This window comes from Caballeronia sp. SBC1 (assembly GCF_011493005.1).
Taxonomy (GTDB): domain Bacteria; phylum Pseudomonadota; class Gammaproteobacteria; order Burkholderiales; family Burkholderiaceae; genus Caballeronia.
The window spans coordinates 204,148-230,144 of the sequence record NZ_CP049160.1 but is presented as its reverse complement, the minus strand read 5'-3'; the positions used below and the strand labels follow the sequence as shown (position 1 = coordinate 230,144).

Sequence of the window (25,997 nt, the reverse complement as noted above, 5' to 3'; positions counted from 1 at the left end):
GGATCGGCCCGCAGACAAGGCTTTTCCCATAACCCACTGCCGCGCCATACACGATGCGACATACCGGCCACGATACGCGTCTATCGCCTGATCACCCGATCGACGACTTCCTGCGCTCGATCGCCCGTTATGTCCGGGCCACGACGTTCGGCGTTCCGCGGATCATTGTCGACACAGCCGGCAACGTCAGACTCGACGTCGATACGACAGAAACGGTCGCGGACCTCGCGTCACACGTTGAGCGCTCGCTCCCTCCTCACTCAAGCTGTCTTGAGCACGAACTGGCTCGCATCATCGCGGTTCGGGACGCGTCCCGGAACCTCAATGCTGTCGCCCGCGAGGCCCTGATCCACTACGCCTGCGCCGGAGACAACGCCCTCGAGAGGATGGAGCTCGCCTGCTCACGACTTCCACGCGAGAACGGGGCATAGCCGGGCTCGCCGTTAGAACCCTGGAGCAAATACACAAATGGAAAAGATCGAAATCTCCGGCCATGTCAGCCTGGATTCGGGCACGGGACAGTTGACGCAGCGTACATCGATGCGTCCGCCCGGTGTACTGCACGTGGCACTCGTCCGGCTACCCCGGTCGGCGTGGACAGGTCAGTCGCCGGAGCTGGCCCGGGCATGGCTTCAATGTCCACGCGTAAGAGCGATGACCATGCGACACGCCTTCGCGTATAGCTGCGACGCGGACGATCTGATGATGAACATGTGGCTCATTCTCACGGAGAAGCTGCTCGCCAACCTCGACGAGCCCGCAAACGTGTACTCCCTCGTGTTTGCGACGGCGGAGAACTGTGCTCGCACCTTGCGCAACGCGCAGCGGGAAGTACTACTGGACGACGGTGATGATGAGGACCACTCAGATGCAGTAAGCCGCATCCCGGACGAGGCCACGATCCCCTCACCCACGACGGGCAATCATGTCGAGATCAGCCTCGATCAGGAAAGCGCAAAGCGCGCGCTGGCCGAAAAAATCAAACGATTGGGCTGGCCTCAGGCAATTCCTCGCAGTGATTCCGGTTATCGTCGCGCCGGACGACCACTTGGTTCGAGAAATAAAATTGACCCGTATAATTCGCGAAAATCCTCAGGCGATTCCACCATGAAAACGCAACTGTCCCCCTACCTGACTACCGAGAAACCCCGCTTCATTGACGAAGCGCACTCGATTGAAATCGAGCGGGAGATGGCCGACGCGAAGACTTCCCCAGACCCGGCCGTTCGGGAGCTCCAACCGACGGCCCGCGAATTGCTGGAGATTCGCCTCGAGCTCGGCATGACGAACCGAAGTTTCGCACAGGCCCTCGAGGCGTCGACGACCGTGGTGTCCGCGCTGCTCTCTGGTAACGTATATCGGCACGAACAGGCGCAGGGTCTGCTCGCGCGTGCGCAGGCCCTTCGCGCCCAGTTACTCAAAAAGCGGGATACTGCCTTTCTGATCACGAATGACATGCAAACGATCGTTCAGAATTGGCGCAAGCGCCTGCGACTAAAATCCTCGCCCGAAAAGGCAGCTCGAGAGATTGCGGTCCTGTGCACTGCGAATATGCCCGAAGGCCACGCCGTTAGTGAGTCGACGATGTACCGCTGGTGGCAGCAGAATCGCAAACCGGTTGACCTGGAAACGCTGGTCTCAATCCACCGGGTTGTGCTGCAGCTTGAGAAGCAGGGCACAAGCTCAGGTAAGGCGCGCGGCGGCTAAGATCGGCGCCGCCGCCGCTCATTGTTGTCATGCGCCTCCACGCGGTGCGTCGCGCAGGATCTGATAGCACACACCGACGACCAGCACGCCATCTACTACACCTTGCCTGATGGCCGCGTCCATATCTTCAAAGGTATAGGAAAGCTTCGAGCGCGTGGCCATGTAGGCTTTCACGTCGGCCGTGCGGCACATTACCTTGTTACCCGGGCTATCATCATCGGCGGCAAGTTCGCGATGGACGAGCTCCCCTTTCGATATTCCCGTCCACAGCATCGAACGGACCGCTTTTGACAGGGTGCGTGGCGACAGGGATTGCTTGCCCGACGTCGGCGCCGGCGCTGGATCGTCAGAAGGGGGGGCTGAATTCTCGCCATCCTGCGTTGCATTTTCTCCGTTATCAACGGGCGCCAATGGCGACTCAGATGAATCCGGTGCTGGGTCAGCCCCGGGGCTTGACCCGCCGCTATCCGGTTCGTCCCACGGTGTTTCCTCGTCGTCCCAAGGCGTGCCGCCGTCGCCGCTGTCAGTATTCGCTTCCGAAGTGGCCTCCCCGTCGGCCGGCGCCGAGGGCGCCGTTGACTCTTGCGCACGCCGAATCACCTCCTGCGCCTGAAGAGCGGCGCCAAGCGGGTCGAACCCACCGGGCACTTCCTCGCCTGCATTTCCCGCGGGTGCCGAGTCAGTAACTTCAGGCTGAAGTTCGGCACCGAGCGCAAGATCCGCGATAGTGGTGCGATCGGCGCCTCCCGCCTTGCGAACGCCGCCCATGCCCAGCCTCGACTTGCCGATTACGGGCACCTTGTCGAAATCCGCTAACTGGCCGAGCGCAGGGAAAAGGGTGTCGGCCCGGATGACAATGACCGAGCCCAACCGGAACGCCGGCGCGCCCCGCTCTTCTCCGCTTTTAGGCACCTTGCGCTCGCGGTCCGCCCAGTAGCTTTTCGCCGCGAAAAACTGGACGTTATAGAGTGCCGTCGAGGGACTGCGTTCGCGATCCGTGTACAGCACGCCACGATCGTTGAAAAGCATCAACACCTTTTTCGAGACCGCGGATACGTCGTTCCTGAGTTCTTGAATGGTGTTGGTGACGCGCGCTTCGGCGCTGACAGCGTCAATGAAATCCTTCTCGACGAGGTAGACAAGATTCGCGCCACTAGCCGGGTCGCGATACTTGAAGCCGATGTTTCCGGAGCCCGTTCGACCGTTGATCGTGCCAACGCGCGTCAGGACGGATTCGACCGCCTTCCAGAGATCCTTGCCTTCAATTGTTTCGACAAACTGGCTCTCGCCGCCCAGCTCGCCTTTTGCCGCCGCAGCATTCAGGCCCGCTTCGCGCTTGGACGAGAGAACATCCGCTCGGATCAGCAGCTCGAGCATCGCGTGATTGCGATCGGACAGGACCTCGAACCCATCGAGAGTGGGCATGTCCTGGGGATGGTGGTAATGCCCAACTACAAGCGATAGCGTATCGCGGTCATCGTCAGGCAGATCCCAGAATTCCGGCATCCGCGCGAGTATGCGCGAGCCCGTCAGATCATGGTCACGACGACAACCGGTCAGCGCACCACTGTCATCGTACTCGTAGCATTCGATCTTCCCGATATCGTGCGCGAGTCCCACCAGTGCGATAAGCGGGTCGTCACCGTCGAACTGATACGCTGGTTCCTTGAGCTTTAACGTGATCTTGAAGTCAGGCAGCTTGATCGTGCCGTTGTAGGTGTGCGACGGAGCCAGCTTCACCATGTACCAGCAAACCAGCAGGCTATGAACGAGCAGATTGCGACCGCCGTGGCCTCCTGGAACATGAGTCGCTGGCAGGGCACGGTGTTTTGCCATCACCCGCTCCAGCGCGTACATGAGCCTGCTGTGCTCCGGTGCACGCGAGTCGAAATGCGTGTGCCACAGGGTCAGGAAGCCGGTTGAACCGTCTTCGCGAATCTCGCGGACTGCCGCGACGTCATGCTCTGAAAGCGACTTGTCGTCGCGCGGCAACTCACCGAGATGAATCGGTATGGGTCCGATCGTAATGCTGACACCCCGCTCGATCCTTCCCTTCAGCGCTTTTTGCACCTGGCGCCTGTCGAACCAGATCGAATACGTGCTGACCGCAGAGCCTGCGGCAATACCGGCTGCAACGGAAACGATGACTGCGAGAGAATATTCCCAGCCCATCGTCGCGCCGTGCAACACCATATCTCTCAAGCTCCAGCCGGCGTGCCACAGCGTCAGCAGACACCACCAGAAGATCGAGACAAACGCGGTAGCCTTGATAATGGGCTGCTGACGCGATATCACGGCTTATCCATCCAGTAGAAGTACTTGCACTCGGGGAAATGAGTACAACCGGCATATGGGCGATTACTCGCGCGCGCGGAGCGGAGTGTGAGCGTGCCTTTCTGGCAACCCGGACACGTTGATCCGATAGGTCCACCGGTTACTTTCGCCGGCGTCGACGATGCGGGTTTTTCCGCGACGGCGACGGCGACGGCTGCGGACTTCGCCGACGTCTCGGCGGCTCCTATCGGAGGTTTTGGCCGAGCCGGCGGCAAGGTCAGCCGTTGGACCTCAGAACGGGTTGCTTTTCCCGCGACGTCGGCCGTTCTGACGCCCGGCTTGCCGTTATCGTCGGGCAACGTCGCCTTGCACGTCGGGTAGGCCGTACAACCCCAGAAGGGGCCGTTTGCGCCTTTTCGTTGCATGAGCGCTTTGCCGCACTTTGGGCACGGAAATGTGACCCCCTTCGCTGTCGCGGTCACTTTCCCCGGTGTCTCACGGGATGTCCGTGCCTCGCCCGGCCGCCCGTCAGCGTCCGGAAGAGTCGTCTTGCACTTGGGGTAACCGCTGCAGCCCCAGAAAGCCCCATTCTGGGTTGTGCGCCTGATCATGGGCTTGCGGCAAGTCGGACAAGCGAAGGTCTCGCCGGTTGGTGAAGTCGAAGTAGGTGCGGCCTGCTGCGCGCCGGGTTTGCCATCGACGTCCTGACGGGTTACCGAACACGCGGGGAAGCCTGTGCATCCCCAGAAATGGCCCCTGTTTCCCTTTGCCTCGCGCCGCATCATGGGCTTGCCGCATGCTTCACACGTTGCGGCGGGCGGTACCTGTAGACTACGGTTGACGATATCGACCGTCAGGCGTTTGATTCCATCGAGAAATTCCGACCCCTTCGCCTGCCCCTCCTCGATACGCTTCAGGTGCGCCTCCCAATCTCCCGTGAGCTCCGGCGAAAGCAGCACTTTTGCATCAAGCCGTGTGAGCAGCGCCTTCAGCTCGAAGGCCTTTGCTGTGGGAACGAGGTTGCGCTGCTCTCTCGTCATGTACTGCTCCTCGAGCAGTTTCTCGATCGTCGCCGCACGCGTGGCCGGAGTGCCCAGTCCTTTCTTGGCCATCGCTTCGCGCAGCGCATCGTCAGCCACGTCCTTTCCTGCATGCTCCATGGCGGAGAGTAGCGTTGCCTCGTTGAACCGAGGCGGCGCCTTTGTTTCTCCCTTGCTGATTTTCATGGACTCGGTCTTGCCTCGCTCACCTGCGCCCAGTGCTGGTAGCTTGGCCTCCGCGTCGCCGTCAGTACCCTTCTTGGCCTTCTTCGCAGGGCCGTCCCCATACACGGCTTGCCATCCCTGTGCGACAAGCACTTTGCCGCGTGCGACGAATCGGTCATCGCCAATCCACGCCGTACGCAGCGTCACTGCGAACTCCGCATCTGGATGAAAGACGGCGAGCAGACGCCTTGCAACCAGATCGTAGATTTTCGCCTCGTCTGCCGACAAACCCTGTGGATTGGATCCAGTGGGAACGATGGCAAAGTGGTCGGAGATCTTGCTGTTATCAAAGACCTTTTTTGTCGGCCTGATCCACCCGTTATCGAGCACCCGCCGCGCAGCTTCTGCATATCCTTGCGTCGCAAGGGCCTCGACGGTCCGGGTTACGGTCGGCACATAGTCTTCCGGTAACGCCTGCGAATCCGTGCGAGGATAGGTCAGAACCTTGTGGGTCTGATAGAGGGCCTGCGCGATCTTCAGCGTGTTGTTCGCAGAGAGGCCAAAACGTTGATTCGCTTCGCGTTGCAACGTTGTCAAGTCGAAGAGCACCGGTGCGGCCGAGCGGCTTGGGGTTGTGTTTTCTTCGATTCGATCCGGATTGCGTCCGGTGCATCGGGACAGAATCGCGTCCGCCTTTCCCCGTTCCCACAACCTCTCTGCCGGCGCGCCAGGCTTAACCAATTCCGCAGGGCAGTGCCACGTTGCCTCATACGCGCCGGCGGCAAGCGTGAAACGCGCCCGAACCTCGAAGTATTCTTGTGCCACAAAAGCGCGGATCGCTTCTTCGCGCGCCACGACGATCATGAGGGTCGGCGTCTGCACCCTGCCAGCAGTGGTTTGCTCGCCGCGTATACGCGAACAGCTGCGGGTGACATTGATCCCAACGATCCAGTCGCTCTCATTGCGCTTTCGGGCAGCGTCGGCGAGTGGCCGCATCTGCGCGTCACTGCGCAGGTTTTTGCTGGCCTGGAGAATGGCTCCAGGCGTCATTGACTGAAGCCACATCCGCTTTAGCGTTTTGGATGTGCGAGCGTATTCCACAATCAGCCGGAATATCTCCTCTCCTTCGCGACCAGCGTCACACGCATTGATCACCGTGTCGACATCCGGTCGCTTCATCAGCGCAATCAGCTTGTTCAACTGGTTCTGCGCCTTATCCCGGACCTCGAACGCAAAGCGTTCCGGAATGACCGGGAACTGGCTCGCAATTTCGGGGGGCGCAGTCAGCCCCAGAAGGTGCCCGACCGCATTGGAGATCACCAGGGAGTCGTTTTCCCAATGGTCCCCGACAACCCGTACATTGAGCGCCTTGGCGATGTCCTTCGCGACCGACGGCTTCTCCGCGATGATCAGGGATTTCATGGCTTACTCCCCAAGAATCATCTTCCGGTCTTCTGGATTATCACGGCACATTTGCTGGTGTTCTGCGGAAAGGGTCGCCCACAGAGGATGGCTTTCGAGGTCTAGCGTCGCTACGTCAACTTCGCGTTTTGCTGGCGTCACTCCAGTGGTCGTTGACGCTTCTGACGCAGTGGAAGTCGGCGCCGCGGGAGTTTGCTTCGCGGGGCGTTCTGCGCGCTTCGCACCGCGCTTGAAGCGCTGATGCATCTCGATCATCCAGGATGGGTATTTGTCTACGGGACCCCCGATATAAACGATGTCGATCGCAGTCGGCAGTGATGGTTCCATGATCTGAATGAACGGAACGCGGCGCACCTTAGGCTTACCGTCGACCAGTTCACCTTCGATCTCGACAGGCTTTACCCGGTATTTGCCCTCGGCGTAGATCATGTCGCCGGGCTTGATGTACGAAGCAACTGTCTCGGCGAGCTTCCCATAGTATTTGACGGGAATCACGTTTTCCTCCTCGGTGTCCTGTCGCAAAAGAATCGTACAGGCCCCAGACTGAACGACCTCGCCACCCGGATCCACTTCCGTCTTTCGAACGCTGATGCCCACCACCATGCCTGCAATCTTCACCTGATTGCACGCATTGCTCGCGCGGTAGCCGCTACCGTAGGGGCGGAAGTCTTTGTCCTCAGGCGCGCGTTCTGGAACGACCTTCTCAAACGCGCTTTTGTTCGGTAGCTCGAGGACGTTCGGCCGTTCAAACGAACGGGCGTACACGCGAAGGCCCGGCTCTCCGCTCTCTTCCGTGTGAGATTGAACCTGGCAGATCATCTTTACCGCCTCACGCACCTTGAACGGTCTCGGTAGCCGGATTCCGGGTGGCACCGTCACGGGAACGAGGAGATTCAGGTTATTCGTCAGCTGAATCCAGATCGTTGCTCCCTCGAGCGAATGAATGTGACCCGTGAGGTAGACAACGTTCTTGAAGCCCCGGTAGTACTGGTGTTTTGCAGGTACCGACCGTGCGGCAACAGACAGTAATGTGATGGACTTTTCGGTCATGGAAAGCTCCCATTTGAGGAACTCCCATCCTAGTTTAAAATCTCCGCAAGAAATAATTTTGGCCAGGCCACGAAAAATTTGCCGAAGATTCCGGCGTTTGGCCTGCTAGAGCCTACCAGGCGGAACCTGCAACAGATTTTAGAAAGCAATTGTGAGATTTTCGTAAATTGAGTATATAAGTGATCGACCTCAACTTTTACTTTCGTCCCTAGGACATAAAACATGGATCACCCCTACCTCGAGAAGCAGCGTCAACTCATCGTCCAGGTCAAGACGATGATGGCTCGCCATAACATTGATGCCCGAAGACTCTCGGAGATTCTTGGACTGTCCTACTCGCACGTGGTAGGTATTCTTGCTGGAGACCGATGGCTAGGAGGAGGAGACAAAAGCAATGTAGAGAAGTTTGCCAAGTTCCTTGGAGTGCCAGTCCTGACAATCCTGGTCTGGTGCAATTACATCACTGCGCAAGACTGCGTGGTCTCTCACGGCGTAAAGGAATCTCTGGCCTTAGCGCTTAGAAAGCTGGAACTCGATCCATCTGCAAACGTTCTTGTGCCCAGCCCTGATGACTGGAACGAAACACCAGAAAGCGTTCAATTGGCCTTCGTGATGATGTACGAACTGTACGCGAAGCGGACTCTGCTCGAGCACGCACACATGGAGCTGCCGGAGAACGCATTTAATAAACCGATCCCGAAGCCCTAATAACTGCGTGTCCATTGCCCGTCGCGCGAAACCACGGCCGCCCGGTAGTCGTATGACCGAACAGTAGAGGCGGCCCGCTGTATTCCGCATACAGACACTAGACGACTGGATCGACCCGTTGCAAGACCGCTTCAGTGCCGGCCACGCAGACGGCACAGAGACAGAGGTCTGGCCCAATTCATCCCATCAGTTGATTGACAAGGTCTTTCATACTGATTGGGGTCCGCCCTATCGCGCATACGTGATGTAAAAGCCGTGGATGTAAATACTTCGAATTGAAAGCATTGCGTTCATGTCGCCAACACTGAAACCGCCTTCTCCATCCCAGCCGACCAAGACACTACGCGAGCTGCTTGCCTACAACGTACGGGCTTGTCGCGTCGCAACGGGCGTCTCACAGGAACAGCTTGGTTTCGCTGCAAACCTCGACCGCACATTTATCAGTCAGGTGGAGCGAGCTCGAATCAATGTCTCGATCGACAACATAGAGAAGATCGCAATCGCGCTGAACGTCGACGCGGCCACGCTGCTCCAGCGCCCTGAGGCCATTTCGCGAGCTCGCAAAGTGTCGGAACACGGTTAGTCGCAGTGTGCTATTGGACTGCGGCGTGCTCCAGAATGATGTGTCAGTATGGTTGCGTAGGCATCCAGTGCTCGCAGACGGTGACGAAGCGGGGAGCCGTTGACAAGGGTGAGCTCGGAGGTGATGCTGACCGGAACTCGCACCCCAGACTGCCCACCCCTAACCCCGCCCGCAGGCGGGGAAGTCCTTGCCGCCGGACGGGCTCGGTGGCTGGCATCGAACAGCTATGCCAGCCACATGCCCTTGAGCGTCAATGGTCAGATGGGTGCGTCAATGGTTCGCTGCGCCGGACGTTCCGTCCGCCATTGACCCGCCCATCTGACCATGAAAGGTGAATGCAACTGACGAAAAAAAGCCCGCGTCTCGGGGAGATCGCGGGCATTGTGTTGTGGTGGTAAGGCTGTCGCCTACGCTCCGGAAATTGCAGCATCAAGTACTGCTGGCGTGATGTCCATCAGCTCCAATCTACGACAGATCTCTGCATAGTCTGGGTCGACCTTCATACTCGTGAGTCCACTGTCCTGCAACTCATGGAAAGCCTGATACCCGCTGTCCCGTCGCTGGATCAGGAGCCCTTCTGCATTGCGGGAAACAACTACCACACCGCCGACTGCTGAGGTACGGTAGAAGATTCCGTAGATCTCATCCGTGAGTGGGAATCGCCCTTCCGAAGGTTCAAAGAAGCAGTAATATCGCTGCAAGGCGAGTAGCCAGGGGGTGTCGGCCGGCGCTTGCAGCATACAGATCCGACTGAGTGCGCCTCCTGAGACGCGAAACCCTTTTGACTCGAGCGTACGACAGCGCTCCGCAAGCTCGAGCGCGTCGCGTCTGCTCTCGGCAGGATCGCTGTGCGAGTAGTGCTCGATCTGCCTGCCCTTCCAGAACACGTACCCTTGATGATCACGAGTCAGATGCTCTATGTCGTGAAACCAGTGACGCGTGGTTGCATACGCTCCCGAAATTACCGAGCTGTGGAGCTTTTCGAAAAGATCCCTGCCCGCCTCGTTCAACGCACCGTTTACCGCCTGTTCGACGAGTTTGAGGTCTCTCGCCTCCAACGTGTCGCCATCGCGGGTTCGCTGAAGAATCTCGATTGCTTTGTCTGCAACTTCAACCTGTACGCTTTCCATCATTCGATCTCCTGAAAGTAAGTCCGCGGCTGCGGACAATGAACTGAGCCCAGGAGATGTGAGGACAAAAAAAACCGCGCTTCGAAAGGAAGCGCGGTTCGTGGTTTGCAATCGCTAGGTTTCGTCACTCTCGGCTGCATCGGTAAGATCGGACCATTCCTTCGCAAGTTGTGCGATCGGATCATCTGGCTCGTCGACCATCTCACCATCCGCGACGCGAATCAGCAAATGTCCCTCGCCAGGCATTGCGCCCGGGTCGTATTCCATGCGACACCCTGCCGCGGCGAGCTCCTGCGCGATTGCTTCCCGGCGATCGATCGCATCGACTCGTGATGCGGTGGCTTTTGATGGATGAGGTGCAGCGTCCGCCGCTCTCCTGGCAACCAGGGCAGCGGTGCTGCGCACGAAATGGTGCGAATCATCTGACAGCGCGCGCTGTGCATCGGCGTTGCAACGCGTGAAGAGCAGATCTGCGACAAGGGCGCGGGCGCCCCAATCCAGACCATGGAGATGCGCTGGCGAGATCTCGGGTAACAGTGCCAAGTGCCTTACTTCCATTTCACGCAGCTCGTACAGCTTCTCGACGAACTGCGCTGGCATGCTGCCCTTTCTAGGGTATCGGTCGCGCAGCGCCTGGGACGAAAGCACTACGTCTGAGTTCAACCCTCCGTCGACCGAACCTGCTATTACAATCGCTACCCCGCTCGCCCGAATGTTCGTTTCGCTGCTCATTGAGAAATCTCCTTGTGTAAGCCCGTGCTACCGGGCGATGAACTAAGCACAAGGAATGTCGCGACAAAGAAAAGTCGCGTTGAGTTTTTTGTGGCGGCGCATGTCCGAACGCCATGTATATGATTGCACTCACGCACGCTGGACGAACCTGTCTGGTATGGCGGAAAGGCTGGCGACCGGAGCGCTTCTACGGAGAAAAACAGATATGCTTGAAGGTGTAATGTGGTTGTTCATCAACCTCGTGCTTCCAGTCATCGCACCCATTTTGGGTATGTGGCTGGAAATCGTGTCCGCGCGTAACATTCGGGACGACGCCGAGAGGTTGGACGCGCTCAGAAGACGCCGGATCGTCATGCTGTTCAAGGACGGGCAGCTTGGATGGGTCGGCCTGCTGATGTGCTTTGCGGCCGTCTCCGATACGCTCGACGGCATCAGAAAGCACGGACTGCCCAACTGGGCGCCAGTGGTTTTCGTTGCGTTGCTCGGACTGGTTTACACGAGCGGGTATTTCGCGACGAAAGGTGCGGTGGATACGGCTGACGCGCTGGACGGCTTTGCCTGGCGGACTTTCGCCAAGGACTATCCGACCGCGTTTTATACTATAATATTCACTGTGTTTTCTGCCGCATTATTTGGTTACGTCCACTTCTGGGCTCAATGAGGATCCGACTATGACTACCATCGCACATCGCCTTTTCCCTCGCGCGCATGGCAAGGAAGCCATGTTGTCGCTGTCCGCAGTCATTGCGGGCGCCGTCGGGTCCATAGCAACGATCGTCTTGATCGTCGGCGACGCCCTGAAGCTCTGGCACTAAAACCGCCTCGCAGCCCCTATGGGTTGCTAAGCCAAGCTATACCAAAAAGCCGCCCCACGCACGGGGTGGCTTTTTTTTGTCGTACACCTCGATACCGCGCTGACAAAGCCATTTGGGGTGTCTTCAGTATCCGGACGAAAACGTACGTCAGCCGCTCGCAAAGCCTTACTGGGAAAGGATCAGACCTTCCCAAGAAACGGGAACCAAGGCGCCAACACGTGCGAAGTTAAGTCTTTGATTTCATTGATTGCGCACCGCAGCTATCGTGCGAAAAAATCGAATCCTGAAGTCATCCCTGCAACAACATCCTTTTCCTTAGACCCGCGACCTTCGAAACAAGCCGAGAACACTTTGCGCCTCGCGCTTCGCCAGTTCAATGATAGACACGCTGAGCATCGCCTATACTGTATATTCATACAGCTTTTGTGATGCAGAATCATGTCGCTCAAAATCGAGGATTTCGAGCCCGTCTCCAATGGAGACCTGCGTGATCTATGGCGGATTTGCCGCGATCCAGCCCTTCGTCGGCTAATCCTAGAGGTGGTGCGCTACCGGCGCGTCATAGACAGAGCGCACGCTGAGGCCCTGGAAATTCATTACGGCCTGGGAGCAAATAACCAGGGGAAAATTGTTGGTGCTGCGAAGTCGCTATTAGCTCGCCTACAGGACGAGCACGTCCGACTCGGATCACAAGGTGGCATCATGATCAAATTGCCGACGGACGGTCAATATGCCGGTAAGCGTTGGTGAACCAAGGATGTGCCGCACAACCGTAGCTCTACAGGAGCGATTCGTTAACCTCAGACTTCGGTTTCGAGCGCCGCGGTGGAATCGGCGCCGGCGCGGCGGCCATCTCGTTAGCGGGAAACAGGTTTAGGAACGAACGCGCCTCGTCCGTTGTGCGGCAGCCAAGCCAGTCTTGGTATTGCTCAGGCCGCAAGATGATCACCGATCGGTTCTCGGCCCCCGGCTTATGAAAGCGCCGCATGAGCGCATGGTTCTCGGCATTGACGGTAAGCATCGAAAACGACAACGAAGGGCCGTCTGGATCGTTCCAAGCGCGCCACAGGCCGGCGAGAGCGAGTGGCTGGCCAGAGCCCAAGCCAATCCGCCAGCGCACCGGCGATCCGGTCTCGTAGTTCGGCTCGTAAAAACTGCGACACGGGATCAGGCAGAGCTGGAGATTCTTCCATGCTCCGCTGAAGCTGCGCTTCTCCCCGATCGACTCAACGCGTGCATTCATCGTGTCGAAAAGCTTCACACCCTTGGGAATGTGCTTGCGCGGCAAAATGCCGAAGGTGGCAGGATCTGTCAGCCGCTTACCGCCGTCCATGCGCAGGATGGGCGCCGCGTAGTCTTTCCACGTCTCAGGTGGATAATCAAAGGTCGGACGCGGAAATTCGCTGAATGCCTCGAAATCGATTTCTTTAGATGGATCGTAGTTTGCGCACATGGGCCACCTCCTGCCTTAATGATAGCGCTGAGTTAGGCCGTTTTTCGGAGAGACATCATGGACCCGACAGACCTTCCGGACGCAACCCTCGACTGCTGGGTCGAACGAGCGGAACTGCTCCGTCTAAATCCGCACGCGTCCGCAGCCGATATCGCCAGCATTTCCCACTGGCCGCGATACACGCTGGATCCTGAACTGGCGGAGCCAATCATCGAGCGCGCGCAGATCGTCATCGATGAGATCGATGATCCGGGGCGCGGGATTGTTTTTTTGCGCGCCGGCCGTATGCCGAGCCAGTTTCGATCTTCGTAGACCACCGCGAGTTCCATGGCGATACCCACCTCGACGCGGCCATGATCTGCTACATCGCATCGATCTTTGGGCCAGAAGTTGAATATCAACTGCTCTGGGATGACGGAACATCGCGCTATGAGCCGTATGAATAGATTCGCAGCAGGCTTTGTGGCAAGAAGATTGGTTGATTCGCCGCCGCGCGCGGCAAGGAGATAAGCATGACGCACGAAGAATTCGAGGCACACGTCGCCATGTTGCTGCGTGACCAGCCGCGCGGTACAACTGCAGATCTGACTGACTTCGCGGCTGCCTACTGGGACGGCGAGCGAGTGCGCTATGTGTTCCTTCACGAAGACGGCCAAGACGCGCTCGACGAAGAATTCGACCTAACCGATTATCGGCTCGATCAGTGGGAAGCTAACTTCGCTGTCTGGTTCGCGGAACCGCGGTATTCGTTGCGCCCAGAGTTGCTTCATTGGCTCAAGGCTGGCGCATAGGCACGCTTCCGATGCGGCCTCCGTGCAACTCGGTTATAGATCGGATCGCTATTACGGGTACCTTCAGGATTTGGTCTTTTTCATACGATAGCAGCAGTGCACTGCTGCATTGTTGGCAGGCAATGGTCGGAAACCTGCGGGACGCCCTGCGCCAACCAGACGGGCCGCATTTCTGTGCCAGTGGTTTGTTTCGGAACGCGAATGAGGCACATAGCGCGTCGGGCACGCGCTTTTCGACGAGACGGAAAAGACCGCCACAAATGAAAACGCCCCTGAAACTCGTGGACTATCAGGGGCATTACGTCACACGTCACTTCGTTATTGCGTCAAACCCGACCCATCTGCACCATTATCTTGCGACTCAGGAATCGCCCGTTCGGCCCAACAGCCAGGCGGCCATCGCGCAGCTTCTTATAGCGGCGCTGGTGCCCCGCGAACATGCTTTGGTCCACCGCGCTCAACTCTTTTTCCGACTCGACCTCGACCGCTATCTCGGTGTGCAGAATCGCGGCAGCTCGCGTGATGGCACGCGCCAGCAGCTCGCTGGTTGACGCTGATACCAGGAGCGGGGAATTGAAAGTCACCGATTTTGCGCGACAGCTTCTCGCGATAGAAAGTACGAGTTTGGCCTGGTCGCGGAACGAGGCGCGATCGCTGATCTCCAGGTGCGTGGCAGGAAGGTGCACGCGCAGCTCGCGCCCATACACGGACGAAATCAGCATCGACGCGCCTCGACGCAGCCGCGTGTACATGCTCCAAATCGCAATTGGCAGAAGGCCAACAAGGACAATTACGAATCCGCTTGTTGGATGCAGATAGAAAGCAACGGCGACAGCCGACGCAGCGCACAGGACGACCACCGGCGCGTTGTAGCGCGCGAGAAGGATGAACATGGCGCGCTGCAGCCGCGTCGAGAAAAACCAGTTTGCGACAGGTCCTGTCAGGTCGTACCCAATCTTCAAAATATGCGCAGCGAGCGATGCCAACGCCAATCCAACTGACCGAAGGCAGTCCTGCGCGTACGACGTCCCTAGTGCCATTTCATTTTCCTCATTTCGTCAACAAAAAACCCGAGTAACGCTCGTCGGTATATCGGCACGCCGACTGGAATTCTTTAGCTCAACAGGCGAGCACGATTGCCTGCCACGCTCGCGGAGCGGATGGCGCACAGTGCGCCGCCGAGATGGCTCTGGCTAGTTTTGGTGCGCCAGGCGCCGAGACCGATCCCCTCCCGATGTATCTGACGGGTAACGGAACCGGCCTGACATCGTGCCTTGCGTCGGCATTCTCGACGCTCGACACTTCGCGCGCTATGCTTGGCCTTTATGCTGGTCGCTGAGATAACAGCAGTCTTACCTTTCTGCTAACGGCATACACTATGACGCGCATGATTCAAATAAGTCCGGGCGTTGCGTTCGCCGCCGTCGTGCTTTCCCCGGAATGGAACGGTATTGCGACCGGCGACTTTAGGCCCGTTCCAGCTCAGGCAAGCAACTCAGCACCCGCAGGTGCCTCGACGATGGTCAGCACGATGGACTCGACCCGCGATATCGAGCAACTCGACTTGCTCTAGTCGCCAATCGGAATTGCGCATCGCGATAGCGTTAGGCCTCAGTCCTATGCGAATCGGTATAAGCCGCGCGCTAATCCCAACAACAGATGACAGATACTGATGCCGACGCCTATGAGTTACCAACCCTGCCCCGCTATCGCTCGTGGGCAGAACGCGAAGCGGCACAACGTGCGACACGAGACGCTGAGCGTGATGCGCTCGTCCAGCGCATTCAAGCGTCCCGCGCCAGTCAGAACAGACATGAGCGCGAAGGCTCTCAACGCAGGCAACTCGCCGACATCCAGGTATTCCGCGCCCTGATGTTGGACGTCCTCGAACACCCACTCGCCAAAACGAAATCGCCTCGATCAGGCTCATTTGCTTCGTTCAAAAGCGTCTGCTCGCTGATTAAGCAACGTAGCGGCGAGGATCCAAGTTTTCTGTCGCCGGGCTTGAGTCAAAGCCTGCCATTCTTCTACAAAATGGTATCGACACCCGCCGCCTGGATCGCGATCGCGGATCGGCTCGCCGACCATACAAGGGCCGGCCTCACGCGGGAAATGACGGCGCTCGGACCCTTCGCGGGATTGAGAGTCAGTATCCGTTCCATACTGGTGAATATGGGCATCCAGAACGTCGTTCAGCTACGTGGTGCAATCGCCTCCAGCTCGATCGTCCTCGAACACGACATTTCGAGCAATGGATTAACGCGCCGACGCTGGGGCGAATTGCTCAAATGGCTCGACCGGCAACCGTAGTTAAAGCGGCGACCAGGGAGGTCGCCAAGAAACGGACGAAATCGCACGCCACGCGTCTATTAGGGGGCGTTTGACGAGAGGGGCGATAAAGTACCTGAGCGGCGCGTCACAACACCGACCAGAAATAGGCGAGATGGGCGATGGGGCCGCCGGTCTCCGCGGCTATCGGCGGCGGATGCATTTCGCCGATGTGCTTCTCGAAGACGAAACCGACGGGAGAGAAGACGACGCGCTCAATGTAGGCGATTCGTACCCCGCCCGGACGCTTTTTGGCCTGCTCGTAGCGCTGGCGGATCTGATCCATCAGATGTGTGCGTACCTGATCACGATCGCGCAAATCAACGCGCTTCGCGGTGTCCATTGAGAACGTGATGTCCTGTTCTTTCTCCGCGGCCGACTTCATCACGGCGTTGACCGCGGTCTCCAGATTCAATGGATCGAATCCGACTGTCAAGGCGCCTCGCTTCTCATCTAACGCATCTGCGCGAAGCCATCCCGGAAACTGTTTCTCCACCGATGTCCGTGCGATATGGAATGCCTCGTCGTCGCGATAACCGAGCTGGTACAAGCGCTCGCGTAGCTGTTCAAGGTCCAGCGACATCGGGGGCCGTTCAGCCTCCGGCTGATCCAGCGCGCTCTTGAGCGAGGCGTGGGTCCGAAATCCTAGCCCGAAGGCCAGTGCTTCAGACAGGTGGGACGATTTAACTCGGGGAAATCCGTCGACAAGGGCGCGTTTCAGCGCATCAAGTGACGGCGCACTAAGAAGAGGGGCAGTCATACGGCACTCCAGGCTATTCGATCGACGGTTCCCGATTACACATCGATCCGGAATGGAGTCCGCTCGATTACATGGAAGCTTTGTCTGCTTTAACCCGGGAACAGGTTCGGCCCAGACGCCACCGAAGATATTAAACGACCGAGGTGGGCGAAGCAAGCCTGTCTAGGGGGCCCCGCGGATTCGCGGCTATCTTATCGGTCGCCATGTGCAGCGCGTCGCACGCCGTCTTCGCGATCTTTCCTAGCAGCTTGCGTTCGACCCCCGACCCGCGTAGACCTCACAAATTCCGCCACCGTTGCGACGGTAAATCTGTCACTCGCTACGATGCGATTTTGGCCCTTCTGCCTGGTCACGGTTCCCAACGCGGTGAACCAACAACTCCATTCTCAATGGCTTGCGCAATGCAAACAACGATAGTTGGCAACTGGTCCCGACACGCCTCAATTTTCTCGAGGCCCCTTCGTTTGTCATCCGCATCAAGCCGGATACGGCTCATTCCCAATGCAAGGACAAACTCCGAGAGCGCCTCGCCCATTTGGTCTTTCGCTCCTTCGATAATCTTGAGCAACAAGTCGCACAACTGATTGCTAAAGCTCTCGGTGTGCGTGGCCACGTAGATCAGCTCGTCACCGCTACTTGCCCTCAATATTGCCGCCTGGATAACACCGTCATTGAAGCGAGCAAAATTGTCTGGTGAGAGAACCCTGCGCTCATACTCGCTGCAGCGAAGTCGGTCCGGACCTTCTGAATGACGAAGGTTATCCCTATGAATCAAAGCCGGCAAGGCGCTGCTTTGCTGGACTGCTTCGTATGAGCTTATCTAATCGGCGGCTCGCTTCAACAATTGCTTGCAGACGGGTTTCCCGCAGTTGTCGGTCGTGCTCGTTCACGATAACCGTAAGTGCTTCGACCAGAGGTTGCGGAAAAAGCCACTCACCCGAATCGCGACCATGATCGAGTAGATCTGAAACTTGACGCTCGACGCTATCGAGAAATTTGGTTTCAAGCAGGCCGTGTCCCGCTTGCGTTAGAAATCCAGTTAGTAGTGTCACTTGAGCCAGGCAATGGGCCGACGCACGATTCCCGGCCCCATGTCGGATCGTTTCGAGCGCCAGCCGAAACTGAAGACTAATCTGATTGACGGAAGACTGATCCATCGGCAAGAACAAAGCTTTCAGGTGCCTCGACATCGCGGGCATCGGTTTTTCCTTCTTTCGTTTCTTCGACGTTGCCATCCGTAAGTCCAATTTTCTTTGTCGAGAAGCAGGCCGTCGACGCGTTCCTGCAGTTGCTCCACGGAGAGCGCCAGTGCATTCAAAAATAAAAACAAGCTTTCCAAGATTACATCAATGGATCCGTTGCTACATGTAGCACGGACACAGTGAGGTTGTTGTACGGCTAGCGTACGTCTCCTGAAGGCCCCCGGACTTGAAGGCTTCGACCGTCCTTCGATTACTTGCCGCCCTTCGCAACCAGCGCTCGGCGATACTGGTCATTGTCGAGAAGCAGGTGGTCTACGCGCTCCTGCAGCTGTTTTACGTGCCGACGCAAGGCGTCCGCCTCGGCGGTCGCCTGCAGGTGAACGGAGTCGTTTTGGAGTTTTAGGAACTGCTCAGTCCCGCGTAGTTGCTCCGCGACTTTCGCCAACGCTCTCGCGCCGCTCGACGACTCAGCGATCGTGGTATGCAACTCTACAAGCAGATGCGCGATGCGCGTCTCGGCGATCGATGCGTGCGCTTCTGCCTGACCTAGTTCGCGCCTGAGCCGTCCGTTGTCTTCCTCGAGGCGGCGCACGCGTGCGTGTGCGTCCTCCAAAGCCGTCTGGGTCAATCTCGCGTGAATCGCCTCGTCGCCTGCCGGCATCGTGCTGGGTCCGTCGCTAGGCGACGGCCTGGTCGCCAACAGTTGGGCGAGCAGCTCGTGCACGGGTCCAAGTGCGTCCCGGACAACCGGCTCCACCGCGCGACGCAGCGTGTGCACGTCGAAACTCGGTGCCTCAGAATTGTCGCCGGCGGGCAACGTACCCGGCGTCAGTGCCTGCGCGCGATCGATCGCCTTCTGAATCGTAGTCGTTCCTGGACGACGTGTGACAACAGTGACGCCCAATAAACGGACGTAGGTCGACACGCCATACAGCCTTCCGGTGACGAGGCGGATCTCGTCAATCACCGCGTCCAGAAAGCGCGCGTTGTCCTGCGGAAACTGCCGGTCATAACGCTCGATCCCGCTCATGATCAAGCGCAGTTGCGTATCGTCCCATTGAATGCGCGGGCGGCCCACCGTTACTCCTGCCGCTCGATGCCGGTTGCATCGAAGGTCGATGTTGCATTGCCGAGATTCAGCGCCTCGTCGGTCTGGAGTTTGGCCAACATGGCTTGCGGTATCTCGATGCCGAACGACCGCGCCTTCTTCGCGAAATACTTGAGCTGCCCGGCCAGGCCTGCACTCTCGTCGGATAGGTTGCTGTACAGCGGCTCATCGTCGTCGCTGTCGTCAAAATCGATCACCATGAAGTGGTACTGCAATCGAGCGTCCCAGCCCATCTGGACTGTCACGGGGCGATCGGCAATGGTGGTTTTCAGAGAACGTTGGGTCATGGGAATAACTGATTTTCGGTTCCGGATAGGTCATCTGCCGTGTTCACTCGGTGCCCTCGCCCTTCGGCATTTCGCCCGTGCGAAGCAGATTCGCGAAGCGCCGGTCGATGTCGTTCGGCCTCCAACGCATACGCAGTCGTGCCAGTGGTCGTGGCCAACGGTTAAAGACCAGACGATCGAGAAAATACGTGGCCAGCTCTGCGTGCTCCGTGCAGTAGTTCCACGCTCGCACTGCCCGCGTCGCATGAAACTGGATCATCGCTTCCAGATGCGCGTGTTCTTCCCGAAACGCCTGCGTCAGCGGTTCCCCTGACCGGAGCGACTCCGCACGCACCTTCTGCCCCACCCGAAAAACCTTGTCGACCTCCTCGAAGGACCCGAGTGCACGTTCGAACGCGCGATGCGTCATCTGGCACTGGAAAAGATGGCTGTACAGCCGCACATCAATGTCGGATACCTGCCCGATCATTGGCGTGTAGAGGGCGGTCACGTTAGGGCGCTTCTCTATAGGTGTCGGCACAGCGTGGGTTGCCGCTCTTATCCGTCACGGCCCACTTGTCCAGATACCCGGTGAACGCCAGCTGCGCCGCCGTTAGCTGCTGAACTTCGGGAAGCACCATTGCGCCGCCCTGGGCAATCTGATAGAAGGGGTGACACACGATGCTGTTCATCGGCCCCGCCCCGCCCGTCCGATCACGTCGCGGGTGTACTGTGCAGCGAGATCCTCCTGCAACTCTGTCCACTTGCCGAGCAAGGTCGGATCGTGCAGCAGAAAAAGTGGGCGCGTCATCCAGTTCGGCCGCATTTCACCATCCTCCCGGCTCCAGTCCGTTTCGAACACGCGCAGATCCTCGTCCTCACTGATTCCCTCGTTGACCAGGTCTTCGAACGAGTTCAGATTGAACAGAGACGGTTCGTCGTCAGGCTCCCGACCGAGAAGGACAATGGCCTTGTGCAACAGATATTTCGCCTCCGCCCGCGAGCCCGCCAGGATGAAAGCGTGCACGCTCTCACCTTCGATCGTCTCCCACACAATCCGGTAAAGCCGGCTGCGACAGTCCGCGCTGAGTATCGATAGGCTCACGACTTCCCCTTTAAAAAAGACTGCCCTGCCGCGGATCGCGCGCAGGCGGCTTCGACGCCTTCGCCGGCCGCGCCGACACGCGCAGCTGCCTGACGCGCCGCAGATGCGCGACAAGCTGGACCGACATGCCCTCGGCCGTCAGCGTCAGGCTGAAGTGGCCGGTTTCGCCGGGCGCACCCGCGCCCGGATTGTTCGCTATGGCGCGCAGCGACGGGTGCAGTGCTTGGCGCCGAGCACGGGAGATCAGCTGCGCGCGGCTCATGCCGGGCCAGCAGTCAGCGACGAACCGCTTGACCACTGGCGGCAACGACTCGGGAGCGAGTTCCAGCGGCAGGGCCAGCACCATGAGTTCAAGCGTATTGGCCATGTTTTTCGCCGCGTGTGGGCGAGACGACGGAGTCGCTAGCGAATCTGGATGTCATGGTTGCCACGTACGATCAGAACGTCCGGTTTGATATCGCCCAGTTCCAGCAAGTGCGAGGCAGGCAAGATCTCAATGTCCTTGACCGTCATGTGATCGGGAATCTTTCCGTCGAGCGAGACCAGCGCCTCGAGTTCGACCTGCTCGTCGGAGACCACTGTGCCGATGCCAATATCGAGGCGCTGGTCCTGGGCGTCCCGATCGAAGTACCTGAAGGTGCTAGTTACCTTCAGATGAGCGGTATAGGTCACATGGATGACCAATACACCGTCGGTGAAGTCGACCGCCGAAAAGTATCTCGCCGCAATCCTGGTGTCCGGCAGCGCGATGCGCTGCAATGACCACTGGGCCCTGTCCTGCTCAAAATCGTAGGGCGAGGAGGCGTACACCCCGAAGGACAGCTTTTCGGCCAACTGCTCGCGCGTAATCTGCTCAAGCGCCTGCGTCAGCCCAATCGGGTCACCCTCCCCCAGCAGCTCCCCGACACGCCGGCAGGCGTACCGCGCCGTGTGCTGCTGGAATGCGCCTAGCGCCTCCGTTAGATCCTTGACGACCACGATTCGCGCTGACTGCGCACCATAGCGTTGCCAGTCGCCGTCGGCCGAGACAGCCAATACCTTCGTGTTCTGCTGCTCGGCCCAGCGCTCCAGCGTGAGCAGCGCAATTGCGTCGGGGAACTCGTGCTTCTTGTCGCCGCTGGCCGAGAACGGAGGCTTCGCGTCGAAGTAGCGCAGCATCACCTCGTCAAGGCTTACGTGCTCGCCCGAACGCAGCACGTCGGCGCCGGTTTGCCCGATCCAGTCCTGCAGGCGCTGATGCGCGACACTATCGGCCGTCGCAGGCGCCGCAACGGCATCCAGCAATGTGTCGACGACGCTTCCGTCCTCGAGCTGCTCGAGCAGTCCGGCGTTACGTGCGAGCCGAACCGCCCGCTGTAGTGCACCCTGCGCTTCTTTCGCTGCAGCCAGCAGATGCGCCTCGACTTCGCGGGCGATGACATCCGGCAACAGCACCCGGATCGCGCCGTCGTGGAACTGCGCGACCCGCCGGAGAAGACCGGTTTCAAGGCGAAGCTGCTGTGCGTCGAACACCGAGGTGTCGAGGACGATGGCTTCGAAGTCGCCTTGCTGGATGTCATCCTGCATCGCCTGGTCCATGGAAGCGTCGCTATCGGTCGTAGAGGGTGTGGCAAGTGTGCCACGTTGATGGGTATTTTTAAACCGATAAAAATACTCCTTATTTCCTCTGCTGAACATTACCCCCAGAATGTTCAGTAGCTATGAATTGCGTCGGCAAGAGTTATATATTGCAACTAACGATCGGAAAAACTTCACTCCACGTCCAACACCGCTGCCAGTGCGGAACGCTCACTAAAATTTGCTAATCAAGATCGGTTCGGGCAAGCGCGGAGCCGTTGGCGGATTGCTCCGAACGGTGCGATGGGTCGGCAGCCTTGGGAGCAATGTTGGTGTTGTGGGTAATACTGGACTGGTTACTGCTCACGGGTGCGGCAAGACGGGGTTGAAGGCGGATAAAAGATCGACAGATAGTTAGTTGCATTAACGATTTTCATCGTTGAACCACCGCTAGGGATTGATGCCTGGCGTTTCGAGGTAACAGCCAACGCCCTCTTTGGTCGAATCCGACAGCTGCGAGCTATCGCGTTTTAATATACGTGGCGTGCAGCCCAGGATGCAGATCGCGCAGCGCCTTGCGCCGATCGACCAGGTCATGCTGGCTACTCTGTCGTTTGAAGTCAAGGATCTGCGGCAGAAGACGCGTCGCCCGTTCTGGAGACGTTTGTGCTTCGCGAATCCGCGACGCCAAGGCTGCCTTTTCGACGTTGTAAACGCCAGGCGCTGACGGAGTGCTCCACTTGGCGCGAACCACTTGCGATTCGTTGACGTACACGCTCGACCTTATGGAATCAGTCCTCGCCTTCGCCGGTGGCCAACCAATCGTCGGCAGACACGGATGTCCGTCCGCGGTGTCCGTTTTCGATCGTCACGATCAGTTGTGCGGCCGTGCCACGCAGACGGCCCTCTCCGAGGAACCGGGACTCGATGTGCCCGCGTTTCATCGACAAGGCCACGACCACGTCGTCTGCAACGGCGCTAAGGCGGTATTCGTCGTCTTCAATGCATTCGAAAAATCGCCACTGCACACTCGAGATCCCCGGTAGGACGAATTTCAGATGAGGAGTCGAGATCTGATCGCCGTCTCGCAATGATAGGAGTCCCTCTGGAGCGCGCGACCGGTCAGCCGAGTGCAGCGAGAGTATGACGGCACTATTCAGTACCACCATCGTGCGGAGGTGAAGGGCTGCGTAGGCCTCGACTGGTCCCAGTCGCACATATGTGCTTTCGCGATGAGGAAATGACACGTTATAAAGCGCCGATGGACAAGGCGAAAAATAATAAGCTCCCGCACCGATCTTTGAAAGCCATCGCCGCTATCGCCCGATGGCTCGGGTGTGAGCCGAGACGTTCGCCCCCCGGTCGCGTTGATGCTCCTGGTTCCGACGATCTGTATGCGCCGGCGACCGCCGCAAAACGAACCGCTTCCCAAAGCACGGGCGGTCTACACCGATGAGTTACCCAGTATGCATCGCGCGGTTTTCCTAGATCGGGTGATCGGGCAGCCACATCAACGCACCGTCGCCCTGATTCCCCGCAATGGCAGTTCAACTCCTACCGTCCTCATCGATAGCAACACAACCCGGTTGCCAATGCTCTGGATTGCGCAGTGTGTTGAACCAGCTCTGCACGTCACCTTCGAACAGCACGATCACGCCACCCCGGCCGACATAGCCATTTTCTTCGCGCCAACGGCGAGCAACAGCAATGAGTTTCATAAGTCTTTTCCTACTCGTGGTCCCGAAGATCGGCCAACGACTTTTCGAGTGTATCCAGGGGTGCACTCAGGATACGGGCTTTTTCGTACGTCAGCGGTCCGGAAAGCCTTGTCCGATAGGGCCTCTCTCCCACTATGTGTACCGATCACCAACGCTGCCGGAGCTCATGACGACAAGTCGTTGATTTTATTGATTGTGCAGTGCGGCTAACGTACGATTTATTCCGTTTCCTGACAGCACCCCTTATTGGTCGATTGACGTTGTCTTCCAAACCTCGTTTGCTAGTCGAACAAGCATATCTTGGCGATCTTCTATTGCCTTCGCATCCCATGTGTCGAATGCCGCAAGCTTTTCGTTGATTCGGGTGATCGATGTGTTCTGCCCGACCTTACTGAGGCCAGCAAGGCTGCGGGTAAGATAGTTACCAGACTCTTGGTAGATTGCCTTTTTCGCCGCGAAGAAATCGTTGCTAGCCACTATGTTGATAGGTTTTTCAAGCAAGGTAAGGTTGCCAAGCTTCGCTGTGTAGAGGTAATACCCCTGGTCAGGATTTGCTTTGGTCCACGACTCGATCAGTTCCGCTGCCGGCGTTTGAGGCAGGATATGTTCTATCTCCAGGCCAATGTATGGTGCCAAGCTCTGCGGACCTTTCGTCCCCTGGAAGGCCATCTCAACATACTGCGTAACCTTAGCAACGAGGTAGCGGGACCTATATTGCTGCATGGAATGAAGTGTGAAGCGCTTCAGCGCGTCGTTAAGCTCGGCCGCCTTGCTTTGCATGTTGGTCTCGAAACGCTCAGCGACGAACGAATTCAATCCCGCCTTCTGGGAAGCCAGGTCCGTGACGGCACAAATTGCCCGAAGCTCGTCCGCCCATAACGAAAAGCTGCGTTCAAGATCCTTTGTAGGCGTCTTCGTGAAGATGTAGTAGAACAGAAAGCTTTCAAGCTGTTTGACGAAGTGGTCAAACAGTGCCTTGGGGAGACCAGATGCCGCAAGCAGCAGCACATAGTGCAAGCTGAAGGCGCCGCCTGTGAGCCGCTTCAGATTCTCCATGGGCACGCTTGGCTTGCGGTCATTGCCTTGGCCGTTGCTGAACGCAATGTAGTTCTCCACGCTGACGATGACTTTCCGCACGAAGTCAAATGGCTGCGCTGCGTAGCCACACAGGCCAGCATTCTCTTTATCGACAAACCAGTCATAGATTTCGTCCTCGCGCACTACGGCATCATTGCGGGAATTCTTGATAACATAGTTCGCCATGAGGAAGTAGCGAAGGAACCGAAGGGGCTTTTCCTTTGCCTGCTCCAACGGCTTTGTTATCTTCTTCCACTCGTCTTTAAGGCGCGTGAACTCGTCCTGTCTGACCTGGGTAAACAGAAGGTTCTTGAGGAGGTCCATCGGGTTGAGACCGACGCCTCGCTCATTAATCGTCTCGAAAATCTTCAGCGCGCTACTGACATCAGTTGAGATCTGAATGAAGACGACATTGTTTGCCAGGTATCCCCAATACTTTTTGAGTTCCGCGGTGTCTGGGTAGTTGTCTTTTAGATAGTTGTAGATAGTGCTATAGGCACCTATCAAGTTCTCTAGCGAGCCGAAGCTTGGGATCGTAGAGGCTTGGATTGCGGCCCTGACTGTTTGCGGGTCTGCGTCCATTTCCACGAGCTTGTGCATCACATCGCCTGCATGCTCATATCTAGGCTCAAGCTTGAGCTTTGTGCGTATGTCACCCTTCGTATCGGTATAGCTCATCGATACGAGATTGGTAAGCAGTTGTTTGTATTGCCCGTCCGGTCTGAACAAATTCTTGAGCGCGCAGAGCAGCAGGAAAAAGGTGGTAAGCCGCTGCTGTCCGTCGATAACCTCGTAGTGGTCTACCTCGTGGCTCGGTGACACCAGTACGGTCCCCACGAAATACGGACGCGACAACCCAGCGTCGATCTGCTCGTTGATGTCGTCGAGCAACTGTGTGACTTCCTTGTCGGTCCAAACATACTCGCGCTGATAGTCGGGAACGATGTAATAGGTGTCTCTGAAAGCGGTGTTTATGGTGTGCTGTTGGTTCTCAATGCGTGCCATG

At 57.9% G+C, this 25,997-nt stretch carries 30 protein-coding genes; 10 read left to right on the top strand and 20 right to left on the bottom strand.

Annotated features, from left to right (window positions below; genetic code table 11):
• The first annotated feature begins 468 nt into the window (after positions 1-468).
• On the top strand, positions 469-1,707 hold the full coding sequence (locus tag SBC1_RS39295; RefSeq protein WP_165989580.1) for a hypothetical protein: 1,239 nt from the start codon (positions 469-471) through the stop codon (positions 1,705-1,707).
• 27 nt (positions 1,708-1,734) lie between these two features.
• Here the strand turns inward: SBC1_RS39295 and SBC1_RS39290 are convergent, their stop codons facing one another.
• Genes SBC1_RS39290 through SBC1_RS39280 form a run of 3 tightly spaced genes read right to left on the bottom strand, consistent with a single transcriptional unit; the run spans position 1,735 to position 7,658 of the window.
• Positions 1,735-4,002 carry a hypothetical protein gene (locus SBC1_RS39290; RefSeq protein ID WP_165989578.1) on the bottom strand — a complete coding sequence of 756 codons (2,268 nt, stop codon included), beginning with the start codon at positions 4,000-4,002 and terminating at the stop codon, positions 1,735-1,737.
• On the bottom strand, positions 3,999-6,608 hold the full coding sequence (locus SBC1_RS39285; protein ID WP_165989577.1) for a DNA topoisomerase: 2,610 nt from the start codon (positions 6,606-6,608) through the stop codon (positions 3,999-4,001). Before SBC1_RS39285 ends, SBC1_RS39290 begins: the two co-directional genes overlap by 4 nt.
• A 3-nt stretch (positions 6,609-6,611) precedes the next feature.
• Positions 6,612-7,658 (bottom strand): single-stranded DNA-binding protein, encoded by a 1,047-nt coding sequence (locus SBC1_RS39280; protein ID WP_165989575.1) that lies wholly within the window; start codon positions 7,656-7,658, stop codon positions 6,612-6,614.
• Between the two features lie 222 nt (positions 7,659-7,880).
• Here SBC1_RS39280 and SBC1_RS39275 point away from each other — a divergent pair, with 222 nt between their 5' ends.
• Both SBC1_RS39275 and SBC1_RS39270 read left to right on the top strand, forming a co-directional pair.
• Entirely contained in the window at positions 7,881-8,366 is a 486-nt protein-coding gene (locus SBC1_RS39275) for a helix-turn-helix transcriptional regulator (RefSeq protein WP_165989573.1), read from the top strand.
• A 292-nt stretch (positions 8,367-8,658) separates the two neighbouring features.
• Positions 8,659-8,949 carry a helix-turn-helix domain-containing protein gene (locus SBC1_RS39270; RefSeq protein ID WP_165989571.1) on the top strand — a complete coding sequence of 97 codons (291 nt, stop codon included), beginning with the start codon at positions 8,659-8,661 and terminating at the stop codon, positions 8,947-8,949.
• A gap of 407 nt (positions 8,950-9,356) precedes the next feature.
• Here SBC1_RS39270 and SBC1_RS39265 read toward each other — a convergent pair whose 3' ends face one another.
• Together SBC1_RS39265 and SBC1_RS39260 are read right to left on the bottom strand one after the other, a co-directional pair.
• A complete protein-coding gene (locus tag SBC1_RS39265; protein ID WP_165989569.1) occupies positions 9,357-10,082 on the bottom strand; it encodes a hypothetical protein in 726 nt (241 codons plus the stop codon).
• A gap of 111 nt (positions 10,083-10,193) precedes the next feature.
• Positions 10,194-10,811, bottom strand: a complete 618-nt coding sequence (locus tag SBC1_RS39260) for a hypothetical protein (protein ID WP_165989567.1) — start codon at positions 10,809-10,811, stop codon at positions 10,194-10,196.
• Between the two features lie 100 nt (positions 10,812-10,911).
• Between SBC1_RS39260 and SBC1_RS39255 the strand changes: the two genes are divergently transcribed.
• The 3 genes from SBC1_RS39255 to SBC1_RS39245 all read left to right on the top strand — a co-directional run bounded on the left by SBC1_RS39255 (position 10,912) and on the right by SBC1_RS39245 (position 12,376).
• Complete coding sequence (locus tag SBC1_RS39255; RefSeq protein ID WP_165989565.1) at positions 10,912-11,472, top strand: hypothetical protein; 561 nt, start codon at positions 10,912-10,914, stop codon at positions 11,470-11,472.
• 10 nt (positions 11,473-11,482) lie between these two features.
• On the top strand, positions 11,483-11,626 hold the full coding sequence (locus tag SBC1_RS39250; RefSeq protein ID WP_165989563.1) for a hypothetical protein: 144 nt from the start codon (positions 11,483-11,485) through the stop codon (positions 11,624-11,626).
• 438 nt (positions 11,627-12,064) lie between these two features.
• Positions 12,065-12,376 (top strand): hypothetical protein, encoded by a 312-nt coding sequence (locus SBC1_RS39245; RefSeq protein ID WP_165989561.1) that lies wholly within the window; start codon positions 12,065-12,067, stop codon positions 12,374-12,376.
• 28 nt (positions 12,377-12,404) lie between these two features.
• Here SBC1_RS39245 and SBC1_RS39240 read toward each other — a convergent pair whose 3' ends face one another.
• Positions 12,405-13,079: an SOS response-associated peptidase gene (locus tag SBC1_RS39240; protein WP_165989559.1), complete on the bottom strand. Its 675-nt coding sequence runs from the start codon at positions 13,077-13,079 to the stop codon at positions 12,405-12,407.
• Positions 13,080-13,136: 57 nt separating this feature from the next.
• On the opposite strand from SBC1_RS39240, the gene SBC1_RS39235 reads away from it, so the two are divergent.
• A complete protein-coding gene (locus tag SBC1_RS39235; RefSeq protein WP_165989557.1) occupies positions 13,137-13,391 on the top strand; it encodes a hypothetical protein in 255 nt (84 codons plus the stop codon).
• Positions 13,392-13,591: 200 nt separating this feature from the next.
• Positions 13,592-13,870 (top strand): hypothetical protein, encoded by a 279-nt coding sequence (locus tag SBC1_RS39230; RefSeq protein WP_165989556.1) that lies wholly within the window; start codon positions 13,592-13,594, stop codon positions 13,868-13,870.
• A gap of 326 nt (positions 13,871-14,196) precedes the next feature.
• Here SBC1_RS39230 and SBC1_RS39225 read toward each other — a convergent pair whose 3' ends face one another.
• On the bottom strand, positions 14,197-14,910 hold the full coding sequence (locus SBC1_RS39225) for a hypothetical protein (RefSeq protein WP_165989554.1): 714 nt from the start codon (positions 14,908-14,910) through the stop codon (positions 14,197-14,199).
• Between the two features lie 347 nt (positions 14,911-15,257).
• On the opposite strand from SBC1_RS39225, the gene SBC1_RS39220 reads away from it, so the two are divergent.
• Both SBC1_RS39220 and SBC1_RS39215 read left to right on the top strand, forming a co-directional pair.
• Positions 15,258-15,443 carry a hypothetical protein gene (locus SBC1_RS39220; RefSeq protein ID WP_165989552.1) on the top strand — a complete coding sequence of 62 codons (186 nt, stop codon included), beginning with the start codon at positions 15,258-15,260 and terminating at the stop codon, positions 15,441-15,443.
• Positions 15,444-15,529: 86 nt separating this feature from the next.
• A complete protein-coding gene (locus tag SBC1_RS39215) occupies positions 15,530-16,180 on the top strand; it encodes a hypothetical protein (RefSeq protein ID WP_165989550.1) in 651 nt (216 codons plus the stop codon).
• A 106-nt stretch (positions 16,181-16,286) separates the two neighbouring features.
• Here the strand turns inward: SBC1_RS39215 and SBC1_RS39210 are convergent, their stop codons facing one another.
• From SBC1_RS39210 to SBC1_RS39150, 13 genes are all read right to left on the bottom strand, one after another.
• Positions 16,287-16,958, bottom strand: a complete 672-nt coding sequence (locus SBC1_RS39210; protein ID WP_165989548.1) for a hypothetical protein — start codon at positions 16,956-16,958, stop codon at positions 16,287-16,289.
• Positions 16,959-17,307: 349 nt separating this feature from the next.
• Positions 17,308-17,571, bottom strand: a complete 264-nt coding sequence (locus SBC1_RS39205; protein ID WP_165989546.1) for a hypothetical protein — start codon at positions 17,569-17,571, stop codon at positions 17,308-17,310.
• A gap of 151 nt (positions 17,572-17,722) precedes the next feature.
• Positions 17,723-18,193, bottom strand: a complete 471-nt coding sequence (locus tag SBC1_RS39200) for a Fis family transcriptional regulator (RefSeq protein ID WP_165989545.1) — start codon at positions 18,191-18,193, stop codon at positions 17,723-17,725.
• Between the two features lie 217 nt (positions 18,194-18,410).
• Positions 18,411-19,238 (bottom strand): hypothetical protein, encoded by an 828-nt coding sequence (locus SBC1_RS39195; protein ID WP_165989543.1) that lies wholly within the window; start codon positions 19,236-19,238, stop codon positions 18,411-18,413.
• Between the two features lie 2 nt (positions 19,239-19,240).
• Positions 19,241-19,555: a hypothetical protein gene (locus SBC1_RS39190; protein WP_165989541.1), complete on the bottom strand. Its 315-nt coding sequence runs from the start codon at positions 19,553-19,555 to the stop codon at positions 19,241-19,243.
• Between the two features lie 43 nt (positions 19,556-19,598).
• On the bottom strand, positions 19,599-20,045 hold the full coding sequence (locus tag SBC1_RS39185) for a hypothetical protein (protein WP_165989539.1): 447 nt from the start codon (positions 20,043-20,045) through the stop codon (positions 19,599-19,601).
• Position 20,046: 1 nt separating this feature from the next.
• Positions 20,047-20,226 carry a hypothetical protein gene (locus SBC1_RS39180; protein WP_165989538.1) on the bottom strand — a complete coding sequence of 60 codons (180 nt, stop codon included), beginning with the start codon at positions 20,224-20,226 and terminating at the stop codon, positions 20,047-20,049.
• Positions 20,223-20,639, bottom strand: coding sequence for a hypothetical protein (locus SBC1_RS39175; RefSeq protein ID WP_165989536.1), 417 nt, complete (start codon positions 20,637-20,639; stop codon positions 20,223-20,225). Before SBC1_RS39175 ends, SBC1_RS39180 begins: the two co-directional genes overlap by 4 nt.
• Positions 20,640-20,649: 10 nt before the next feature.
• Entirely contained in the window at positions 20,650-21,006 is a 357-nt protein-coding gene (locus tag SBC1_RS39170) for a hypothetical protein (protein WP_165989534.1), read from the bottom strand.
• A gap of 35 nt (positions 21,007-21,041) precedes the next feature.
• Entirely contained in the window at positions 21,042-22,205 is a 1,164-nt protein-coding gene (locus SBC1_RS39165; protein WP_165989532.1) for a PIN domain-containing protein, read from the bottom strand.
• Between the two features lie 782 nt (positions 22,206-22,987).
• Complete coding sequence (locus SBC1_RS39160; protein ID WP_165989530.1) at positions 22,988-23,224, bottom strand: hypothetical protein; 237 nt, start codon at positions 23,222-23,224, stop codon at positions 22,988-22,990.
• Between the two features lie 519 nt (positions 23,225-23,743).
• Complete coding sequence (locus SBC1_RS39155; protein WP_243830336.1) at positions 23,744-23,914, bottom strand: hypothetical protein; 171 nt, start codon at positions 23,912-23,914, stop codon at positions 23,744-23,746.
• 243 nt (positions 23,915-24,157) lie between these two features.
• Positions 24,158-25,996 carry a DUF262 domain-containing protein gene (locus SBC1_RS39150; RefSeq protein ID WP_165989528.1) on the bottom strand — a complete coding sequence of 613 codons (1,839 nt, stop codon included), beginning with the start codon at positions 25,994-25,996 and terminating at the stop codon, positions 24,158-24,160.
• Position 25,997 lies beyond the last annotated feature (1 nt).

What these genes read in the sequence shown, in the direction of transcription:
- SBC1_RS39255 (WP_165989565.1), top strand. Translation starts at nt 10,912, where the DNA reads ATGTCCGAACGCCATGTATATGATTGCACTCACGCACGCTGGACGAAC.
- SBC1_RS39170 (WP_165989534.1), bottom strand. Translation starts at nt 21,006, where the DNA reads ATGGCCAATACGCTTGAACTCATGGTGCTGGCCCTGCCGCTGGAACTC.
- SBC1_RS39275 (WP_165989573.1), top strand. Translation starts at nt 7,881, where the DNA reads ATGGATCACCCCTACCTCGAGAAGCAGCGTCAACTCATCGTCCAGGTC.
- SBC1_RS39215 (WP_165989550.1), top strand. Translation starts at nt 15,530, where the DNA reads ATGACAGATACTGATGCCGACGCCTATGAGTTACCAACCCTGCCCCGC.
- SBC1_RS39210 (WP_165989548.1), bottom strand. Translation starts at nt 16,958, where the DNA reads ATGACTGCCCCTCTTCTTAGTGCGCCGTCACTTGATGCGCTGAAACGC.
- SBC1_RS39150 (WP_165989528.1), bottom strand. Translation starts at nt 25,996, where the DNA reads ATGGCACGCATTGAGAACCAACAGCACACCATAAACACCGCTTTCAGA.
- SBC1_RS39265 (WP_165989569.1), bottom strand. Translation starts at nt 10,082, where the DNA reads ATGATGGAAAGCGTACAGGTTGAAGTTGCAGACAAAGCAATCGAGATT.
- SBC1_RS39165 (WP_165989532.1), bottom strand. Translation starts at nt 22,205, where the DNA reads ATGCAGGATGACATCCAGCAAGGCGACTTCGAAGCCATCGTCCTCGAC.
- SBC1_RS39245 (WP_165989561.1), top strand. Translation starts at nt 12,065, where the DNA reads ATGTCGCTCAAAATCGAGGATTTCGAGCCCGTCTCCAATGGAGACCTG.
- SBC1_RS39230 (WP_165989556.1), top strand. Translation starts at nt 13,592, where the DNA reads ATGACGCACGAAGAATTCGAGGCACACGTCGCCATGTTGCTGCGTGAC.
- SBC1_RS39295 (WP_165989580.1), top strand. Translation starts at nt 469, where the DNA reads ATGGAAAAGATCGAAATCTCCGGCCATGTCAGCCTGGATTCGGGCACG.
- SBC1_RS39270 (WP_165989571.1), top strand. Translation starts at nt 8,659, where the DNA reads ATGTCGCCAACACTGAAACCGCCTTCTCCATCCCAGCCGACCAAGACA.
- SBC1_RS39200 (WP_165989545.1), bottom strand. Translation starts at nt 18,193, where the DNA reads ATGGCAACGTCGAAGAAACGAAAGAAGGAAAAACCGATGCCCGCGATG.
- SBC1_RS39280 (WP_165989575.1), bottom strand. Translation starts at nt 7,658, where the DNA reads ATGACCGAAAAGTCCATCACATTACTGTCTGTTGCCGCACGGTCGGTA.
- SBC1_RS39180 (WP_165989538.1), bottom strand. Translation starts at nt 20,226, where the DNA reads ATGAACAGCATCGTGTGTCACCCCTTCTATCAGATTGCCCAGGGCGGC.
- SBC1_RS39155 (WP_243830336.1), bottom strand. Translation starts at nt 23,914, where the DNA reads ATGAAACTCATTGCTGTTGCTCGCCGTTGGCGCGAAGAAAATGGCTAT.
- SBC1_RS39240 (WP_165989559.1), bottom strand. Translation starts at nt 13,079, where the DNA reads ATGTGCGCAAACTACGATCCATCTAAAGAAATCGATTTCGAGGCATTC.
- SBC1_RS39260 (WP_165989567.1), bottom strand. Translation starts at nt 10,811, where the DNA reads ATGAGCAGCGAAACGAACATTCGGGCGAGCGGGGTAGCGATTGTAATA.
- SBC1_RS39250 (WP_165989563.1), top strand. Translation starts at nt 11,483, where the DNA reads ATGACTACCATCGCACATCGCCTTTTCCCTCGCGCGCATGGCAAGGAA.
- SBC1_RS39285 (WP_165989577.1), bottom strand. Translation starts at nt 6,608, where the DNA reads ATGAAATCCCTGATCATCGCGGAGAAGCCGTCGGTCGCGAAGGACATC.
- SBC1_RS39225 (WP_165989554.1), bottom strand. Translation starts at nt 14,910, where the DNA reads ATGGCACTAGGGACGTCGTACGCGCAGGACTGCCTTCGGTCAGTTGGA.
- SBC1_RS39190 (WP_165989541.1), bottom strand. Translation starts at nt 19,555, where the DNA reads ATGACCCAACGTTCTCTGAAAACCACCATTGCCGATCGCCCCGTGACA.
- SBC1_RS39235 (WP_165989557.1), top strand. Translation starts at nt 13,137, where the DNA reads ATGGACCCGACAGACCTTCCGGACGCAACCCTCGACTGCTGGGTCGAA.
- SBC1_RS39220 (WP_165989552.1), top strand. Translation starts at nt 15,258, where the DNA reads ATGATTCAAATAAGTCCGGGCGTTGCGTTCGCCGCCGTCGTGCTTTCC.